Annotated in this window: 6 protein-coding genes; 4 read left to right on the plus strand and 2 right to left on the minus strand. The window is 68.1% G+C overall.

Going from position 1 to position 19,577, the window contains the following annotated elements; genetic code table 11:
* Positions 1–62: 62 nt before the first annotated feature.
* Both A3ES_RS0139065 and A3ES_RS56860 read left to right on the plus strand, forming a co-directional pair.
* Positions 63–482, plus strand: coding sequence for a hypothetical protein (locus tag A3ES_RS0139065; RefSeq protein WP_020392285.1), 420 nt, complete (start codon positions 63–65; stop codon positions 480–482).
* 41 nt (positions 483–523) lie between these two features.
* On the plus strand, positions 524–658 hold the full coding sequence (locus A3ES_RS56860; RefSeq protein ID WP_272944662.1) for a hypothetical protein: 135 nt from the start codon (positions 524–526) through the stop codon (positions 656–658).
* 503 nt (positions 659–1,161) lie between these two features.
* On the opposite strand, the gene A3ES_RS0139070 is transcribed toward A3ES_RS56860, so the two are convergent.
* Complete coding sequence (locus tag A3ES_RS0139070) at positions 1,162–11,658, minus strand: hybrid non-ribosomal peptide synthetase/type I polyketide synthase (RefSeq protein ID WP_020392286.1); 10,497 nt, start codon at positions 11,656–11,658, stop codon at positions 1,162–1,164.
* Positions 11,606–12,829, minus strand: a complete 1,224-nt coding sequence (locus A3ES_RS0139075; RefSeq protein ID WP_020392287.1) for an MFS transporter — start codon at positions 12,827–12,829, stop codon at positions 11,606–11,608. The genes A3ES_RS0139070 and A3ES_RS0139075 overlap by 53 nt, the downstream gene beginning before the upstream one ends.
* 171 nt (positions 12,830–13,000) lie before the next feature.
* On the opposite strand from A3ES_RS0139075, the gene A3ES_RS50010 reads away from it, so the two are divergent.
* Positions 13,001–16,288 (plus strand): AfsR/SARP family transcriptional regulator, encoded by a 3,288-nt coding sequence (locus A3ES_RS50010; protein ID WP_020392288.1) that lies wholly within the window; start codon positions 13,001–13,003, stop codon positions 16,286–16,288.
* A complete protein-coding gene (locus tag A3ES_RS0139085; protein ID WP_157630986.1) occupies positions 16,278–19,511 on the plus strand; it encodes an AfsR/SARP family transcriptional regulator in 3,234 nt (1,077 codons plus the stop codon). The genes A3ES_RS50010 and A3ES_RS0139085 overlap by 11 nt, the downstream gene beginning before the upstream one ends.
* Positions 19,512–19,577: the final 66 nt, after the last annotated feature.

Genomic DNA, 19,577 nt, shown 5'->3' on the forward strand with positions numbered 1-19,577 from the left:
CCCAACTTCAGCTTCTGAATGAGCGTCATACCCCCTCGAATGCCGCCCATCGAAGGACCCCGATGACCAAGTTCGACCAGCTCTTCGAATCCGCCAGCCCGCTCATCTCCAGCCGGAACCATCAGCGCGACACACCTCCGACCGAAGGCGGCCGCTGGCCGGTCAGCGTCGTACTCCGCCCGCCCGCGGACAGCTTGCTCAGCCACCGCCTCGACGACGTCACGCAAGAAGCCGCCGCGCTCGCCGGGCCCGGCCACTGGCAGACCGGCCAAACCGGTTCCGCCCATCTCACCGTCCGCGCACTGGAGACCTACCGTCACTTGGTCGACCCGGCCGAGCCGACCATTCAGCGCTACCGGTCGGCCATGGAGCGTGCTGCCGCCGCGGCTGGTCCGGCGCGCATCAAGGTCACCGGGCTGACCCTCACGGCCGGGAGCGTGATGGCCAGCGCTCCGCGGACATCCCCTCACCCGAGTCGCTGATCACCTGGGTGAAGGCACACCGTTCGGTTTCCCTCGGTGAGGTGACCATCGAGACAGCTGAGCTGGTCCGCTTTCACCACACCCCCACCGCACGGCCGTACATGCGCCCCGAAGTGTTCGCCTCAGCAACCCTCGCGGCGGCGTCCAGAGACGTGGTGCCCCCGGTACGCCGATAGCCACGCACCGGCGTACCGGCGCCGCACACGGCAGGTTGGCGTCCAGCAGAGGGGTGCCGTACGAGAGGTGGCTAGCTCTGACCTTCACCATGCCTACGGTTCCGCGCCAACCCGCTTGTGATCATTCGCCCCCTTTTCACCCGCGCTCCGAGCCATGGCGGGTGGGATCGGCTGCCTGGAAGGCAAAGGGCTCGTCTGACCCGCCCCTGCTGGTTGGCGAGAGGCGGGCGTGCTGACGCTGGCCACCATCACCACTTGGGGAGGATTTTCGCTGGACCCGGGGCGGATTCTGTGCCGGTTCGGGGACATCTTCCTCCCCGCCCGGCGAGGGGTGATCGACTAGTGGGTATGGGCAGGCGTCGGTGGGCGGGTTGGGTGCCTGGCCGGTGCACAAGGTGGCCGGGGGTGGTCAAAAGGGGGCGAATGATCAGGTGCTGTTGGCCTGGCGAGGACCCGGGATGGCGGGCAGTGGCTATCGGCGCACCGGCGGCGGCTCGGGGTGGTTAGTACGGGTCGTTGGGCAGGGTTGTGGTGAGGCTGGTTGCCCAGTTGGCGATGGTGGTGGGGGTGAAGAGGTCGGTGGAGTATTCGATGTCGAGGGTGAAGGATTCGTCGGTGAGGCTGAAGACGACGTAGAGCTCGGTTCGGGCCTGGCCGGGGACGGGGACACCGCGAGCTGGGAACTCGCCGGTTGGCAGCGTCAAGGTCGGCGGTGAGTTGGTGATGACGGTGAAGAGCACTGCCGGATAGGGCTGGCCGATCTGGTCCGGCAGCGCGGTGCGGACCACCTCCGCCAAGGGCAGAGCCTCGTGGTCCAGCGCGGAGTACAGGGCTCTCGCTGTCTCGGCGAGCAGGTCCGCGGTGTCGAGCTGGACGCGGACGAGGACCGCTTCGCCGAGGTAGCCGATCACGCCATCGTGGTCCGGGTGGCTCCGTCGCGCGCTGGACACCGGCAGTACCACCTCGTCCTGGCCGCAGAGCTCCCCCAGCCAGCGGGCAAAGCCTGCGGCGATCACCACGTACGGCGTAGTGCCGGCGGCGGCCGCGACCGTTTTGAGTCGCGTGGCTGCTTCGAGTGGCAGGTCGACGTGATGGCTGGATCCGCGGCCGGACAGGACTTCCGGGCGCGAGTGGTCGAGGGGCAGCTCCGGCCGAAGCGACGCCCCGGCCAGCTCAGCACGCCAGAAGGCCTCCAGTCCGGACCTGGTCTCGCCGGTGAGGTTGGCCTGCTCCCAGCGGGCATAGTCAGTGAACTGGACTGGCTGAGCGAGTTCGTCGCCGCGATACACAGCGGACAGCTCCTCCCAGAACAGTCGGGCCGACCAGCCGTCGTAGATCAGGTGATGGACGACCATGACCAGCACCCAGCGCTCACCCGGCACGCGGCCGAGGCGGATCCGCCAGAGCGGTGCCTGCGCAGGGTCCAGCGCCGGGAAGGCGGCTTCGACACACCACTCGTGGATCCGCGACTCGTCATCGGGCAGATCCTCCACCGTCAACGCGATCGGGACAGCGGCCTGCACTTCCTGGCGATCATCGAAAACCCTTGTACGCAAGGCCGAATGACGATCAGCCATCACCTGCAGGGCCGCCCGCAGAGCATCCGGTTCTAGCTCTCCGGTCACGTCCACCCGAGTGATGCCGTTGTAGATCGCCGCGTCCTCGCGGGCTTGATGGCGACCAAGTGCACGACGTTGCGCGTACGTCGCCGGCGCGGTGTCCACGATCCCGGCCGTCTTCTCCGCGAGGGCGCGGATGGTCGGAGTACGGAAGAAGTCCGTCAGCGTGAGCTCCACCCCGGTCAGCTCGCGGATCTTGTTGAGCAGCCGCACCGCGAGCAGGGAGTGGCCGCCGAGTGCGAAGAACGAGTCGTCGATTCCGGCCTCGGTCAGCCCCAGGACCTCACACCACACCGCCTGCAAGGCCCGCTGCCGCTCGGTCGTCGGAGCGGCGTCGCCGCGCGGAGCCTCCGGTACCGGCAGCGCAGTACGATCCAGCTTGCCGGTACTTGTCAAAGGCAACCGATCCAGCCGGACCCAGCGGCGCGGCACCAGGTACTGCGGCAGTCGCGTCCCCAGCTTGTCGGCCAACTCGGCGAAGTCCACGGCGCCGACCAGGTAACCGACGAGCTCGCCGTCGATCACCACCACCGCGGCGTCGGTCACGTCCGGATGATCGAGCACTGCGGCACGGATCTCTCCTGGTTCGATCCGGACGCCGCGGATCTTCGCCTGCTCGTCACGCCGGCCGTGGAACTCGAGCGCACCGTCGGCCCGCCAGCGGCCGAGATCGCCCGTGGCGTACCAGCCCGGCGCGAAGAACGCCGCCGCCGTCTCCTCCGCTCGGTTCAGGTAGCCATCGGTCACACACTGGCCTTCGGCGCAGATCTCGCCGACGGCGCCGACCGGGACCGGGCGGCGGTCCGGGTCGAGCAAACGGAGCCGTACGCCGGGGAACGGCCGGCCGATGGGCGGCGCCGTCTCCCTCGGCCTGACCAGGTGCTCGGTGACCCCGATGGAGGCTTCGGTCGGCCCATAACCGTTGTAGAGAACGCAGTCCGGATGAGCGGCGAAGAACTCGTGGTCCACAGCGGTCGGTGTCGTCGTCTCGCCCGCGGTGTAGATCTCCCGCAACGTCGGCAAGGACGGCCTGGTCGCCAGCAGTTGATGAACCGCGCTGAACGGCATGACGATCCGCTGCACCTCGTAGCTACGAATCGTGTCGGCCAGCAGAGCCAGGTCGTAGCGAGTCGCTTCGTCAATCAGTACGAGGGTCTGACCCGCGGCGAGCGTCGTGAAGATCTCGTGCACGCTGCTGTCGAACATCGGCGACGCCCAGTGCAGCGCGATCGTCGCCGGGTGGGCGGCGACGTATTGGAGTACGTGGTTGACGGTGCCGCGGTGCGGGACGAGCACGCCTTTCGGTGTACCGGTCGAGCCGGAGGTGTAGATGCTGTAGGCAAGGTCGTCCGGCGAGACCTTCACTCCTGGTCGGCGCGCCGGCCCGGCGCCGAGTCGATCGATCCGCAGCTCTGGCCCATTCAGCTCGGGCATGCTCTCGTCGTTGATCACCAGTACTGCGCCCGAGTCGGCCAGGAGGGCCTGCAATCGGTCTACTGGTACGGCCGGATCCAGCGGCAGATAGCCGGCACCGGACTTGAGCACGCCAAGCAGCGCTGCGATCTGCTGCGGACCGCGGGGAAGACAGATCGCGACGAGGTCACCTCTGCCCGTACCACGGTCGAGCAACTCGGCGGCGATCCGGTTGGCCTGCTGGTCGAGCTCGGCGTACGTCAGGTCGCCAGCCTTGCCGGTGAGCGCGAGTGCGTCTGGGCTCAGGTCGACCTGCTGCTCGAACAGTTCGTGCAGGCAGAGTGGCGAGCCTTCGGTCGACTCACCTTCCAGCTCGGACAGCAGCCTGGTGTCCTCGGCGGTGAGCACGAAAAGCTCCGGTAGGTCCACGCCGGCTGTGGCGAGGTCCAGCGTCTGCTCCAGATAGGCGAGCAGCCGCCTGATCGTGCTTTCCTCGAACAACGCGCTGTCGTACTCCGCTACGCACTGCACGCCTTCGACCCGATGAGTCAGGTACAGCACGAGGTCGAGCGGAGCTCGCTCGCTGGGCAGATCGAGCTGCGTGGCGTCGAGCGACGGCGGCGCGAACGAGATCTCGTCGGTGCCGTTCTCGAACTCGACGGCGATGCTGAACAGCGGGTTGCGACCGGCCGTCCGGGTCGGATTGAGAGCGGCGACGATTCCGTCGAACGGCAAGGTGCGGTGATCGACCGCGTCCATCATCGACAGTCCGAGCTCTCGGGCGAGCTCGGCGAAACTCGCGCCGTCCGGGAGCTGGATGCGCAACGGGAGGGTGTCCACGAACATGCCGACCGAGCCCTCGGCCTGCTTGCTGCGCCCGGAGACGCCGGTGCCGAGGACGAAGTCGCGCTGCCCGCTGAACCTCGAGAGGACGACGCCGAGCCCGGCGAGCAACGTACTGAAGACCGTGACGCCGGCCTGTCCGGCGAAGGCCGTGATCCGCTGGGCCAGCTGACCGTCGAGGTCGTGGCTGACTGACCGGCCGGCACCGCTGCGTACCGGCGGACGTGGGTGGTCGGTGGGCAACTCCAGCTCGGGGGCATCCGAGAGTTGGCTGAGCCAGAAGTCCGAATCGGCGGCCGTGCTTGGCTCGGTGGGACTGATGCCGTCAACGGCTGCGGGCAGGCCGGGGTCTTCCGGCCAGGCGCGGTAGTAGGTGGCGAGATCTCGAACCAGTACTGGAGTCGAGGCCGAATCGAAGATGATGTGGTGCGCGACGAGCAGCAGTACGTGCTGCTCGTCGGACAGCCTGACCAGCTGTGCTCGGAGGAGTGGGCCGTTGCCGAGGTCGAGTTCGCCTAGCCGGACGTCGTGCAGGACGGCGTCGAGGTTGCCGTCTGGTGCGTCGACCACTGGACAGTCGAGCTGTTGGTAGGAGCGGACGAAGGCTCGTGGCTCGTTGTCGACCTCGCGGTACTGCGTCCGCAGGGCTGGGTGTCTGTCGGCCACCCGTTGCAGGGAACCCTGCAGGGCAACGAGATCCAGCGCTCCGCGCAACTCGATCGCTTTCGGCTCGTGGTACGCGTTGGTACCGGGAGTCAGTTGCTCGAGAAACCAGATCCGCCGCTCGGCCGCCGTCAACGGACGGCCAGTGTTCGGCTCGCTTTTGTGTGGCTTGTCGGATGTGTACTGCCCGCGCAGGGTGTCGACGGCTGCGAGGCTTTGCATCACCTGGTCGGGGGCCAGGCCGAAGTCCACGAAGCAGGCGATCTCGTCGGCGCCGGCTGCGAGGAGTGACTCGACGATCGGGGCGCAGGTGTCCGCGGTACCGATGAGGGCTCGGGATTCGCAGTAGCGCTGGTAGGCCTGGCCGAGCAGGAAGTCGACGTCGTCGGGTGGGGTGTTCTCCAGGTCGATCTGGAAGCCGAGGCTGTTGGTCACTTGGCCGAAGAGGGACAGCGATGAGCGGAGGTAGTCGCAGAACGGTTTGTACGCCTCTGCGCGGATCGACTCCAGGTCGTCGCCGACGTAGGTGTGTAGCAGCACCACCACTCGGCCGGCGTCGGGGTCGAGACCGTGTTCGGCGCGGGTCGCGCGGTACAGGGCGATGTTGGTGGCGAGGTCCTCTACGGACTGTGCCATCAGGTTGGTGACGATGCCGATGTCGTTGCGTGCGGCAAGTTTGTAGGATTGGGGGTTGCCTACCACTGCGGCGAACAGCGGTGGTTTGCCTTGCAGGGGTTGAGGATGCAGCCGTACTTCGGTTGGCTGGCCGTCGCCGGCGGTGGCGGCGAGTTCTTCGCCGGCCCACAGTCTGCGGACGGTGTCGAGTTTGTCGTACAGCTCTTCGCGGTGCTTTCCGTAGCTGCCGGGGGCGAGCACAAAGTCGCGTGCGTGCCAGCCGCTTGCGATGCAGATGCCGGCTCGGCCGCCGGACAGGTTGTCCACTACGGACCATTCCTCGGCTACGCGGATCGGGTGGTGCAGGGGGAGGACTACTGAGCCGGCGTGGAGTCTGATCTGCTTGGTTCTCGTTGCTAGGGCGGCTGCTAGAACTGATGGGTTTGGGAAGAGCGCGCCGAAGGAGTGGAAGTGGCGCTCGGGGAGCCAGACGGTGTGGAATCCGCGCTGGTCGGCGAACTCGGTTGCCTGGAGGATTAGTCCGTACTTGTCTTGTGCGGCTGAGTCGGGATAGTCGCCGAAGAAGTACAGGCTGAAGTCACATGCTGTCCGCCGTGCTATGGATGCCGGGAGCGCGATAGTTGCTGAAGGCACACTGTTTGGCGGAGGGGCATTGGTTGTTGCAGGTGCGCTGTTGGCCGACGGGGTGTTGGTTGCCGAGGGCACGTTGTTGGCGGCGCGGGCGTTGGTTGCTGCAGGTGTGCTGGTTGGCGGAGGGGCGTTGGGTGCTGGGGGTGCGCTGTTGAGGAGGGCGAGTTGTTCTGACATCAGGTTGGAGACTCGGTCGACCATGCGTTCGGCCAGCAGTAGTTGGCGATCGATGACAGCCTGCAGGCTGTTCTCCGGTGGCACAGCCGCCTGCAGCTCTGCCGCGGGCTGCTGGACCTGCGGTAGTTGCTGAGCCTGCGTTGGTTGCTCCGCCTGCGTGGGCTGGGCCAGCGGTTGCTGTGGCTGGATCAGCTGTTCAGGTTGTTGGGCGATGGTGGCCCCCGAGTGGCTGAGTAGGTCGGCTAGTTTGGCTGGGGTGTCGGTGTCTTCGAAGAGGCGGCGGACTCCGACGGTGACGCCGAAGACCTCCCGAAGCTCACCGACCAATCTCATCAGGGACAGCGAATCCGCGCCGAGGCTGAGGAATGAGACATCAGCCTCGATCTCAGCGGGCGCCATCCCCAAGGACGGCGCCACCAACTCCCGCACCCGGTCCAGCAGCGCGCCGTTCGCCACCGTCCCGGCAACCGCCGCCACAGCAACCGCAGGCCTGGCAACCGTCAGCTCGGCAACCGCCGGCCGGGCAATCGCAGGCTCGGCAGCTGCTGGCGTCGCCGCGTGGACGGGCGGTCTTGCGAGGGGATGCCCTGGCAGCGGGATGCGTCGGCCAGTGGAGAGCGGTGACCAGTCGATGTCTGCCCCGGCCCGGTACATCATCGCCAGCGCGGCAGCGAACTGGTCCTCAGATCCCCTGCGCTGACTCGCAATCCACTCACTACCGGGAAGCGCTCGTCGGCCAAGAGCCGTCAGCACCGCATCCGGACCCACCTCGAGGAACCGCCTGCCACCCCGCTCCGCAACAGCGGAGACAGCCAAGTCGAACCGCACCGGCCGACGCGCGTGCTGCAGCAGATACCGTCCATCAACACCAGACATAACAGCGCCATCAACAGCACTGAACAGAGGCGTCCGCAACGCGCCGAAGGACAGCTTCTCGGCGTACTCGGCAAGTGGTTCGAGCACCGGGCCCACCAGCCAGGAGTGGAACGCCCGATCCACCGGCATCCGCCGCCACACGACACCTTCACGATCCAGTACTGCGACCGCCCGCGCCATCGCGTCCACCGACCCCGACAACACTTGCCGATCAGGCCCGTTGACCGCCGCGACTTCCACGCCGCACTCGGCCGCGATCCGTTCCGCCACGGACAGCTCCGCGCTCACCGCAACCATCACCCCCGGCTCCAGAGCCGCCATCAGCTCCCCGCGGCGAGCAGTGAGCAGCGCACCATCCGCCACGGACAACGCCCCGGCTGCATGCATCGCCGCAAACTCCCCGACGCTGTGCCCGAGCACGAAGTCCGGGACCACACCGACCGACCGCCAAACCTCCGTCCAGGCGACCTGGTACGCGAACAGCCCCACCTGCGCCGCCTCAGCTCTGCCCGAGACGACCGGCTCCCCCACCGCTTGCTCGACCTCGTCGAAGACAGCCTTGGCCGCGTCGAACGTGCGATACAACCAGTCGGACATCCTCGGATAGGCACTGCCCTGACCGGAGTAGGCGAACGTGAGCGGACCGGCGGCAACCGGCCGCGGTGCCGAGGCGAGCGCCGCCGCCAACTCGTCCGCGTCGGAGCCCGTCACAGCCCAGCGATGCGGATACTGACGTCGCCCCACGGCCATCGAGGTCGCGACATCAGCCGCTGCCAACTCCGGATGCGCGGTCAGATGCGCCCGCAGCGAAGCCGTCAACTCCTCCAGGGCAGCCTCCGACTTAGCCGAGACAGGCAGTACTACGGCCCCTGTACGCCGCTCGCTGCTCGCCCTCACCGGCGGTTGCTCCAACACCACATGCGCATTGGTCCCTCCAACTCCGAAAGCACTGACACCGGCCCGGCGCGGAAGCTCGCCAGACGGCCACGCACGCACTGCCGTGGTGAGTTCGAACGGACTGTCCTCGATCCGCAGCTCAGGATTCGGCTGGTTCAGGTTGATCGTCGGCACCAACTGCCCGTGCTGGAGCATCAGCACAGCCTTGATCAGCCCGGCCATCCCGGCACAGGAATCCAGGTGGCCGACATTCGCCTTGACCGAGCCGAGCGCGCACTTCGCAGTACGCGAGGTGCCTTCGCGGAACACGCGTGACAGCGCCTCGAACTCGACCGGATCGCCCAGCGCAGTACCGGTGCCGTGCGCCTCGACGTACGAGATCGTCTCCGGTCCGACGCCTGCCCGCTGCAACGCGCGGCGTACGACGTCGACCTGGCCCGCCACGCTCGGTGCGGTGAAGCCAACCTTGCCGGTGCCGTCGTTGTTGACCGCGCTGCCGAGGATGACGGCGTGCACGGTGTCGCCGTCGGCGATGGCCCGGTCCAGCCGCTTCAGCAAGACCGCGGCCACCCCGTTGCCACCGACGGTGCCGTCAGCGCCCGCGTCGAACGGACGGCAGCGCCCGGTCGGCGAGAGGATCGAACCGGCGACGTACTGATACCCGGCCTCCTGCGGCAGCCGGACCGCAGCAGCACCGGCGATCGCGAGGTCGGCGTCGGAGTCGAGCAGCGCCTGGACCGCGAGGTGCACCGCGACGAGTGACGTCGAACAAGCCGTCTGTACGCCGATAGCCGGGCCGGTCAGCCCGAGCCGGTACGCCACTCGGGTGGCGAGGAAGTCCGCGGTGTCGCCGATGGTGGCCTGCATCGCCGTCGGAACGTCGGCGATCGTGCGCGGCAGCTCGGCGACGCTGTCACTGGTCAAGCGATCCTGATGCCCGTACAGGTTCATCCCTGTCCCGGCGTAGACGCCGATCCTGAGGTCCGCCGGGTTGGCCGCATAGCCGCCGCTTTCGAGCACTTCATGCGCGACTTCGAGGAACTGTCGATGGGCCGGATCGGTCAGCGCCGCCTCCTTCCGCGACAGGCCGAAGAACTCCGCATCGAAGGCGTCCGCATCCTCGAGCACACCTCCGGCCAGGACCTGATCCGGCGCACCGTCGCCCGCGAAGCTGGAGACGCTGTCCACGCCGGCCAGCAGATTGCTCCAGTACTCATCGACCGTCCGGGCGCCAGGGAACCGAGCCGCCACGCCGATGATCGCCACCCGCCGATCGACCGCAACCTCGTTCACCACACCGCCGGCGGAGACCGAGACCGACGGTGCAGCGCCGATGATCCAATAACTCAACGCCTGCACAGTCGGATGCTCGAACGGCACAGTCACCGGTACGTCGATGCCGAATCGCCCGGCCAGTACCGCCCGCAACCGGGCGACCTTGATCGAGGTCAGCCCGAGCTCGTAGAACGGCACGTCGTCACGCACCGGACCCTCGACGAGTTCCTGCAGCAGCCGACGAACCTCCCCCGCCACCTCACCCGGCGACGGCGCGATCACCGGCGCCGCCGCAGGCGGTTCGGCGTACCGGCCGGCCTGGTAGCGCTCGCGGAGTTCCGTACGGCGTACTTTGCCGCTCGCCGTTCTCGGGAACTCACCGGCAGGCACCCTGACGACCTCCGTCGCCGTCAGCCGTAGCCGCCGGAACAGCGCGGCCCGGATCGCCGACGCCACATCGTCCGGCGCTCCCTCGTCTTCGAAGAACACCACCAGATCCTCGGTACCGGTGCGCGCGTTCGGCACGCCACAAGCACCGACTCCGCGCAGGCTCAGCCCGTCGACCCCGCTGGCGACCTCCTCGATCTCGTGGCAGAACAGGGTGTTCCCGTTCAGTACGACGCGGTCGCCCTCGCGGCCGGTGATCACCACCTGGCCGCCCGAGACGAAAGCCTGGTCACCGGTCCGGAACCACTCGCCGTCCGGGAGCGCGGCCAGCGTTGCCTGCTCGTTGTTCACGTACCCGGCGGTGATCCGGGCGGACTTGACCTCCAGCCGCCCGATCCGCAGTTCTGGCAGGACCTCGCCGTTGTCGTCCATCACTCGAACCGAGGCCCCGTGCGCCGGCGGGCCGACCGCGACGAACGTCGTACAGTCCTCGTCGGGTACCTCCGGCCCGGCCGGCACCAGGTCACCGGCGAGGGACGACTTGAGCACCCGGACCACACCACCGTCGGAGGTCAGCCGGCCGAGCGTGATCGCGGTGACGGTCTCCGCCATTCCCCAGCACGGCCGGAAGGTGTCACGGCCGAGCCCCATGCTCGCGGTCGCGGCGAAGAACCGGTCGACCACCGGCAGGACGATCTGCTCGCCACCACTCACCAGCGACCGGATGCTGCTCAGCTCGAGCGCGAGCTCCGGTTGCGTCGCTAGTTCCTCGGCCGCGAGCTGCAGTCCGAACGTCGGCGACCAGGCGTGCGCGACGCCGTACTGAGCCGCTTTCTTCAACCAGAGCAAGGGGTCCGCGAGTACGTCGGCAGTCGGCAGGTGCACGCTGGTCGCGCCGGTGAACACCGGCAGGACGTGGTAGAGCAGGAGCGCGCCACTGTGGTCCACGGGCAGCCAGTTGAGCATCGACTCGTCTGGCCGGAGGTCTAGTAAGCGTCGCGATCCGGCGGCGAACTCCATCAGTCCGCGATGTGTGAGAGCCGCGGCCTTGGGCGCGCCGGTACTTCCGGACGAGAGCATCAGGAGCGCTACCTCAGCAGGCTCCGGCTGGTGGAGGTCCTCAGCGGGCGGCAGCAGCGTGGACTCCTCGACCAACTGGAGTCCGAACGTCTCGCTCGCCAGCACAGCGGCATTCGCTCGATCGGTGAGAACCGGTGGCCTGTCCAACAGTTGCCAGGTGTGCCGGAGCCGCTCAAGCACCGGGGAGCCCACAGCCACCGGCTCGCTGATCACGGCCGGCCGGATCCCGCCGAGCAGACACCCCCAGAACGCCGGGAAGAAGTCGTCGAGCGAAAGCCCCTGCACGATCACCGAGTCCCCACTGGACAGTCCCGCGGCGCGCAAACCGGTCAGGGTCCGCCGGGCGCGGTCGAGCAGCTCCGGATAGGTGAGCAGACCGGCCGGCGTTCGAACACCTGCTGCCGGAAAATCGGCGGCTGCCCTGACCAGGGCCTGGACCACGTCGGCCGGGTCATCCTGGGTCGGCACCAGCCGTGGGCCGTGGCTGATCGACGCGTTCACCATCGTGTGTTCTCCTCACTGAGAGCAACAGAAAGACCAGTACGCCTAGCAGGGCGATCCCGTGGAACCCGCCGACCACCGGGAGGGCCGGCCAGGCCGCCAGCAATCCGCCGGCGACCACCATGCCGCCGCCGAAGGCGAAGTTCTCCACGCTCGCGGACAGCCCGAAGATCCGGGTCCGCTCCTGACCGGGCAGGGTCTGAAGAGTGGACACGTAGCCGATCTCGGTGACGCCGTCGGCGATCCCAGCCAGTAGGCAGACGGCGATCAGCCAGCCCGCCGGCAAACCGGTGAAGGCGAGCACGAAGCAGATCGACATCACGCAGGTCGCCGCCGCGAAGACCCGATGGTCGATCGCCTTCACTAGCCTGCTGACCAGTTGGTGGGCACAGACGCTGCCGATCGCCCAGGCAGTCATGAACTGGGCCATCAGACCCGCCGGGTTGGCCGGCGCGCTGGCACTCGCGAAGATCGGCAATGCAACGTTGTGCCCGGCTGACGCGAGCGCGTCCAGGCCACGCACCACGACCATGCCGGCGATCAGCGGCGGAAGCATCCGCCAGGTGGCGCGACGCCCACCTCCACCGGCAGCCACCGGCTCAGCGGCCGCGGTCGAATCAGGCCAGGTCACGAAGGCCAGCGCCAGCGCGGAGACCAGGAACGACCCGCCGTTCAGCAGGAAGGCCGCGCTGTAACCACCGAGGTCGATGATCAACCCAGCCGACCCGAACCCCAGGACGGTGGCCAGCGACCGGGCGGTCACCAGCCGGCCATTCGCCCTGGCCCGATCGTCCGGGCCGACGAAATCCGGTACGCCGCTGCGCAACGCGACGACGAGCGTGGTGTTGCCCACACCCAGGATCACCGCGACGAGCAGCAACACCGGCAGACTCGCCGCCACGACAAGCGCGACCATGGCCGCTGCCTGCAACAGATCCATCCCGATCAGCAGAGACCGCCGGCTGACCCTGCCCAGCACCTTGCCGACCATCAGTCCGGTGACGAAGCCGGCGCCGAGCCGGATCGCCATCACCACGCCCGTGGCCCAGGCACTCCCGGTCAAGTGGTAGCTGAACAACCCCAACGCGATCAGGTTCAGGTAGTTGCCGTACGACGAAACCGCATATCCACACACCAGCAACCAGAATCCGCGCGGTTCCCGGGGTCCACCCATCGACGAACCCCTCCTCTTCGGTCCTGGCGGGCGAATCCCGGCAGCTTAAAGACCAAGAGGGCCGAAGACGACCGTTTTGATCAAGGCTTTGTTCACCAGTCCATCGAATGGACGCGAAGCCCGGAGGGTGGACCATTCGTGTCCGATGATGGGGGGCACGGGAGGTTCGGGATGCGCTTTGAGGTGCTGGGACCGGTACGAGTGGTCCGGGACGGGCAGGTGGTTGGGCCGATCTCGGAACTGCGGCGCAAACTGCTGGCCGTCCTACTAGTGCGAGCGGGTCGCCCTGTGCCGACCGAGGTACTGGCTGAGGCACTGTGGGGCGCATCGGCACCGCAACGTCCGGGGAACAGCATGCAGGTCCACGTGCATCGACTGCGCCAGGTCCTCGACAGCCCGGACCGGCTGGTCAGCGTCTCCGGCGGCTACCAACTGTGCGTCCAGCCGGATGAGCTCGATGCCGAGGTGTTCTGCCGGCTGCACGACGAGGGACGTCGTACGGCGGAGTCGGGTGATCTCGATGGGGCTGTTGCCCTCTTTCGCGAGGGCTTGGAGTTGTGGCGGGGTGTGCCGTACGCCGACATCGACGAGACCGAGGTGGTCGCGCCGGCGGCTCAGCGGCTCTCGGAAACTCGGCTGGTCGCGTACGAGGAACTGTTCGACGCCGAACTGGCCCGCGGCCGGGCACGCGAGATCGTGCCCGAGCTGACTGAACTGGTCTCGGAGTACCCGCTGCGGGAACGGCTCATCGGTCAGCAGATGCTCGCGCTGTACCGATCCGGCCGACGCACCCGAGCCGAGGTCGCCTACCGCGCGGCGCGACAGCGGCTGGCCCGCGAGCTCAGGGCCGAACCGGGACGGGAACTCCGCGAACTGGGCGAAGCGATCCAGAGCGAGGACCCGAAGCTCGATCTGGTCGCGGTGGCGCGAGAGCCGGCGTCAGCAAGACCAGCCTCAGCAGCGCAGACCTCGGGAGCGCAGAGCCGGGTAGGGAAGGTTCCGGGAGGGCAGGCCGTGCGGCCGGGGCAGTTGCCGCCGCCTCCCGGCGCGTTCTTCGGGCGGGAGGACGAGCTCGATGAGCTCGACGGGGCCGACGGTCTGGTGCTGCTGACCGGAATGGCCGGGATCGGCAAGACCGGTCTGGCGTTGCAATACGCCCACCAGGTCGCCGACCGGTACGGCGACGGCCAGCTCTACATCGACCTGTGCGGACACGCATCCGGACCCGCCCTCGATCCATTGACCGCGCTCGGACAGCTGCTTCGCGGACTCGGCGTAGACACCAAGCAGGCCTGGGAATCCGTGGCCGACGCGACCGCGGAGTACCGCTCCGTCCTGAACGGACGCAAACTCCTCGTACTACTCGACAATGCCGCATCGGCCGAGCAAGTCCGTCCGTTGCTTCCGGCAACATCTGGCTGCCTCACCGTCGTCACCAGCCGGAACAAGCTGTCCGGGCTGATCGCTCGCGAAGGCGCTCACCGGATCGGCATCGGCGAACTCCCGTCCGACACCGCCCGCGACCTGCTCACCCGACTGCTCGGCGGCGACCGACTGGCCGCCGAGCCCGACCAGGCAACCGCCCTCATCAAAGCCTGCGCCGGCCTCCCCCTGGCACTACGGATCGCCGCCGCCCAACTAGCCGACGAACCCCACCGCAGCCTCGCCGACTACCTGACCGAACTCCAAGAAAGGGGCCCGACCGCGCTTGCGCTCCCCGACGACGAACACTCGGCCGTCAGCGCAGCATTCGACCTGTCCTACCAGCGCCTGGACCCCGAGACCCGGCAACTCTTCCGCCGCCTGGGCCTCGTACCGGGCCTCGACTTCACCGTCGACGCCGTCGCCGCCTTGAGCCGTACGACGCCGTTCGAGGCTCGCAAAGCGGTGCGAAAACTCACCAGCGCGCACCTACTCGAGGAACACTCCCCCGGCCGCTACCGCTTCCACGACCTCCTCCGCGACGACACCTTCCGCCGAGCCGAAGCCGAAGATTCCACCGAGACCCGCGATGACGCGCTGGAACGCCTCTACGCCTGGTACCACCAAGGCAAGGTGGCGGCTGTATCGCTGGTTGCCTCGATCCGGCGCCATCCGCAGGCTCCTTCCTTGCCCGACGCCATCCCAGAGATCGCGTTCGACGACCCACGGGATGCGATGGCCTGGGTGCGGGCCGAGGTTCCCAACATCGCTGCCGCTGTCAAAGCGGCCGGGGACCGTCAGAAACACGCGCAGTGGACGTGGCACCTCACGGCCGGTCTGCTGAACCGGATGGCGGATCACGGGTACCTCGTCGACCTCCACACGATGGCGGACAGCGGGATAGCGGCCGCCAGAGTCGCGGGTGACCAGCACGCACTCGCGAACCTGCTCGCCGAGCTCAATACGATGCGGTACCGGTTCGATCTTCCCGTGGACAATGATCTCCAGGAGGAAGCGCTACGGCATGCCGAGCAGGTGGATCACCATCCCCTGCTCGCCTTCTGCCTCAACGCCGCCGCGATCGTGTGCCAGGGTAGGGGTGATCTCGATGACGCCGAGCAGTACCTCGCCCGCGCACTCGACCTCCCGGACAATGACGACGCGGCCATCAGGACGTCATTGGCCAACCTCGGGCTGATCGCCACCCTGCGCGGCGACCTGGGCGGGGCTGCGCAGCGGTACGAGCAGATCGTCGGCCTCGCGGGCCATGACGACTACCGGTGCACCGCGCTCGGGCTGCCCGAACTGATCCGGGTCCGCGTCATGCTCGGTCGCCTTGACGGCATCGACGAACTGATCGAACGAGCCGACGCCGCGATCATCCGCTCCGGCAATCAGCACTATGCGCACAAGTTCCGCATCTGCCGCAGTATCTGGTACCGCGACACCGGACGCCACCGCGAAGCATTCGACCAGGCGTCGGCGGCCGTCCGTTCTGCCCAGGACCTGGGTCAGCCGTGGATCTGCAGCGATGCTCACTACCACCTCGGCCTCAGCTATCTCACCCGCGGAGAAATCGACCTGGCCCGCGACGAGTTCGAGCGGGCCGCCGAGTTCGCCGATCTGGGACGCGTGCTGCAGCAGCGCATTCCGGCGGTCCGTGGACTGGCCGAAGCCGAACTGGCCGCAGGCAAGCCAGGAGACGCGGAAGCCCACGCCGCCACGGCGGTCGAGCTGGCCAGAAGCTGGCGGTGGGGTTTGGTCCAACGTGCTGAGGCGGTTGGCACGCTGGGGCGGGTTGAGTTGGCTCTGGGCCGGGCGGAGGATGCGATCGGGCGTGGGGAGGAAGCTTTGTCGATCCACCAGCGCACAGGGTACTTTCTCGGGCTCGCGCGGGCGCATCAGTTGCTGGGTGAGGCTGGCTCAAGCCCGGAGCATCTCCGCGAGGCGCTGAACATGTTCGATGCCTACGGGTCGCCCGAGGCAGCTCCGGTGCGACAGTTGCTGAGGGCAAGGGAGGTTCGGGATGCGCTTTGAGGTGTTGGGACCAGTACGAGTGGTCCAGAACGGGCAGGTGGTCGGGCCGATCTCAGAACTGCGACGCAAACTGCTGGCCGTCCTGCTGGTGCGAGCGGGTCGTCCCGTGCCGACGGAGGTGCTGAGTGAGGCCCTGTGGGGTGCTTCGGCGCCGCAGCGTCCGGGCAACAGCATGCAGGTCCACGTGCATCGACTACGTCAGGTCCTCGACAGCCCGGACCGGCTGATCAGCGTCTCCGGCGGCGGCTACCAGTTGAGCGTCCGCCCCGATGAACTCGATGCCGACGTGTTCAGCCGCCTGCACGACGACGCACGTCGTACGGCGGAGTCGGGCGACCTCGACCAGACGGTGGCCACCCTTCGCGAGGCCCTGGAGTTGTGGCGGGGTACGCCGTACGCCGACATCGACGAAACCGAGGTCGTCGCGCCGGCGGCTCAGCGATTGGCGGAGACGCGTCTGGTCGCCTACGAGGAACTGTTCGACGCAGAACTGGCCCGCGGCCGGGCACGGGAGATCGTGCCCGAGCTGAGCGAGCTGGTCTCGGAGTACCCATTGCGGGAACGGCTCATCGGTCAACAGATGCTGGCGCTTTATCGATCTGGGCGGCGGACGCGGGCCGAAGTCACCTACCGCGCGGCACGGCAGCGGCTGGCTCGCGAGCTGCGGGCCGAACCGGGACGGGAGCTCCGCGAGCTGGGCGAAGCGATCCAGAGCGAAGATGCGCTGCTCGATCACGTCGCGGTAGCGACAACGCAGACGCCGGCCGTGCAGACGCCGGCCGTTCGGCCGGGCCAGTTGCCACCGCCGCCCGGCGCGTTCTTCGGCCGGGAGGACGAGCTTGATGAGCTCGGCGGAGGCGACGGCCTCGTCCTGCTGACCGGAATGGCCGGGATCGGCAAGACCGGTCTGGCATTGCAATACGCCCACCAGGTCGCCGACCGGTACGGCGACGGCCAGCTCTACATCGACCTATGCGGACACGCATCCGGACCCGCCCTCGATCCACTGACCGCGCTCGGACAGCTGCTCCGCGGGCTCGGCGCCGACACGAACCGGGCCTGGGAATCCGTCGCGGACGCGACCGCGGAGTACCGCTCCGTCCTGAACGGACGCAAACTCCTCGTACTGCTCGACAACGCCGCGTCTGCCGAGCAAGTCCGTCCGTTGCTTCCGGCAACATCTGGCTGCCTCACCGTCGTCACCAGCCGGAACAAACTGTCCGGCCTGATTGCCCGCGAAGGCGCCCACCGGATCGGCGTCGGCGAACTCCCGTCCGACGCGGCCCGCGACCTGCTCACCCGACTGCTCGGCGGCGACCGACTGGCAGCCGAGCCCGACCAGGCAACCGCGCTGATCAAAGCCTGCGCCGGCCTCCCGCTGGCTTTGCGGATCGCCGCCGCTCAACTGGCCGACGAACCCCACCGCAGCCTGACCGACTACCTGACCGAACTCCAGGAACACGGCTCGACCGCGCTGGCATTGCACGACGACGAACACTCGGCCGTCAGCGCCGCGTTCGACTTGTCCTATCAGCGCCTGGACCCAGAGACCCGGCAACTCTTCCGCCGCCTGGGTCTGGTCCCCGGCCTCGACTTCACCGTCGACGCCGTCGCCGCCTTGAGCGGTATGACGCCCGCCGTGGCCCGAGATGCCCTGCGCAGACTGACCGCGGCGCATCTGCTCGACGAGCACTCGCGCGGCCGGTACCGCTTCCACGACCTGCTTCGCGACGACGCGCGTCGCCGGGCCGAGACCGAGGACTCCGAGCAAGCGCGCGACGCCGTACTGGAACGCCTCTTCGCCTGGTACTACCAAGGCAAGACGGCTTCCGTCGCCCTGCGTGCGTCGATCCGCCGGCAACCGCCTTCTCCTCGGCTGCCCGCCGGGATTCCCGAGGTCAGCTTCTCCGATCTGCGAGCAGCGATGACCTGGGTGCGGGCCGAGTTTCCCAACCTCGTCGCCGCGGTCAAAGCCGCCGGCGAGCGCCAGGAACACGCCCACTGGACTTGGCACCTGGCGATCGGCCTCATGCTCCCGATGGCCGAGCGCGGGTACATCACCGACGTCAGCGCGATGGCGGACCTTGGAACCGCCGCGGCCAGGGCAGCCGGCGACCGGCACGCGCTCGCGAACATGCTGGCGGAGTCCGCGGCGGCCAGGCATCGAGTCGACCTGGCGTCGGACGGAAGCGTCCTGTCCGAAGCGCTCCATCATGCCGAACAGCTCGGTGACCAGTCGCTGCTGTCCTACTGCATCAACGTCGCCGCTGTCGTCTCGATGTCCACCGGAGATCTCCAGATCGCCGAGCGGCATCTCACTCGATCTCTCGACCTCGCCCGGGCGGAAGGCGACGAGGCCGGACAGGCCCGCGCGCTGAGCAATCTCGGCACGATCGCCTGCCAGCGCGGTGAACTCCTCAGCTACGAGCAGAAGTCCGAAGAGCTCCTCCTGCTGGCCGGCGAGCACAATGACCGGCTGGCCGCCCTCGCGTTGCCCGAACTGGTCCGGGCCCGCACGATGCTCGGCCGTCTGGACGGTATCGACGAGCTGATCACCCGGGCGGAGGACGCGCTCACGCGATTCGACAGCCGGATCAAGGCGCACCTGCTCTACCTGTACCGCGCGATCTGGTACCGCGACACCGGACGCCTCGCCGAGGCCTTCGAGCAGGCGACGGCGGCAGGCCGGTCCGCGCACCAACTGGACCAGGCGCAGGCCCACAGCGACGCGTACTACCAACTGGGCCAGTGTCACCTCGCGAACGGCGATCTCGCCGCGGCCCGGACGAACTTCACGGCGGCCGCCAAGTGGGCCACCGAGCGTCAGAGCACGGTGGACCCGTCGGCGTGCCACACCCCGGCCCTGCGCGGACTGGCCGAAACGGAACTCGCGGCGGGCCGGCAACCGGTCGCGGAGTCCCATGCGATCCAGGCGGTCGAGCTGGCCCGGACCTCCCCCTGGAACCAGGTCCAGCGAGCCGGGGCGATCGTCACGCTCGGGCGGGTCGAGTTGGCGTTGGGCAGACCGCATGACGCGGTCGGTCGCGGCGAGGAAGCTTTGACGATCCACCAGGAAACCGGACACTTCCTTGGGCGGGCGCGGGCACATCGGCTGCTGGGCGAGGCTGGCGCCGGCGCTGAGCACCTCCGGGAAGCCCTGCGGAGGTTCGAGGCCTATGGTTCCCCCGAGGCGGTTCCGGTACGGCGGTTGCTGGGCATGTGATCAGCATGTGAGAGGCCGCTTTCTGCCTGCTTTCTGGTCGCTTGCAGGTCGGTGGATACACCTACC

It is taken from the genome of Kribbella catacumbae DSM 19601 (assembly GCF_000372465.1).
GTDB classification, from domain to species: domain Bacteria; phylum Actinomycetota; class Actinomycetes; order Propionibacteriales; family Kribbellaceae; genus Kribbella; species Kribbella catacumbae.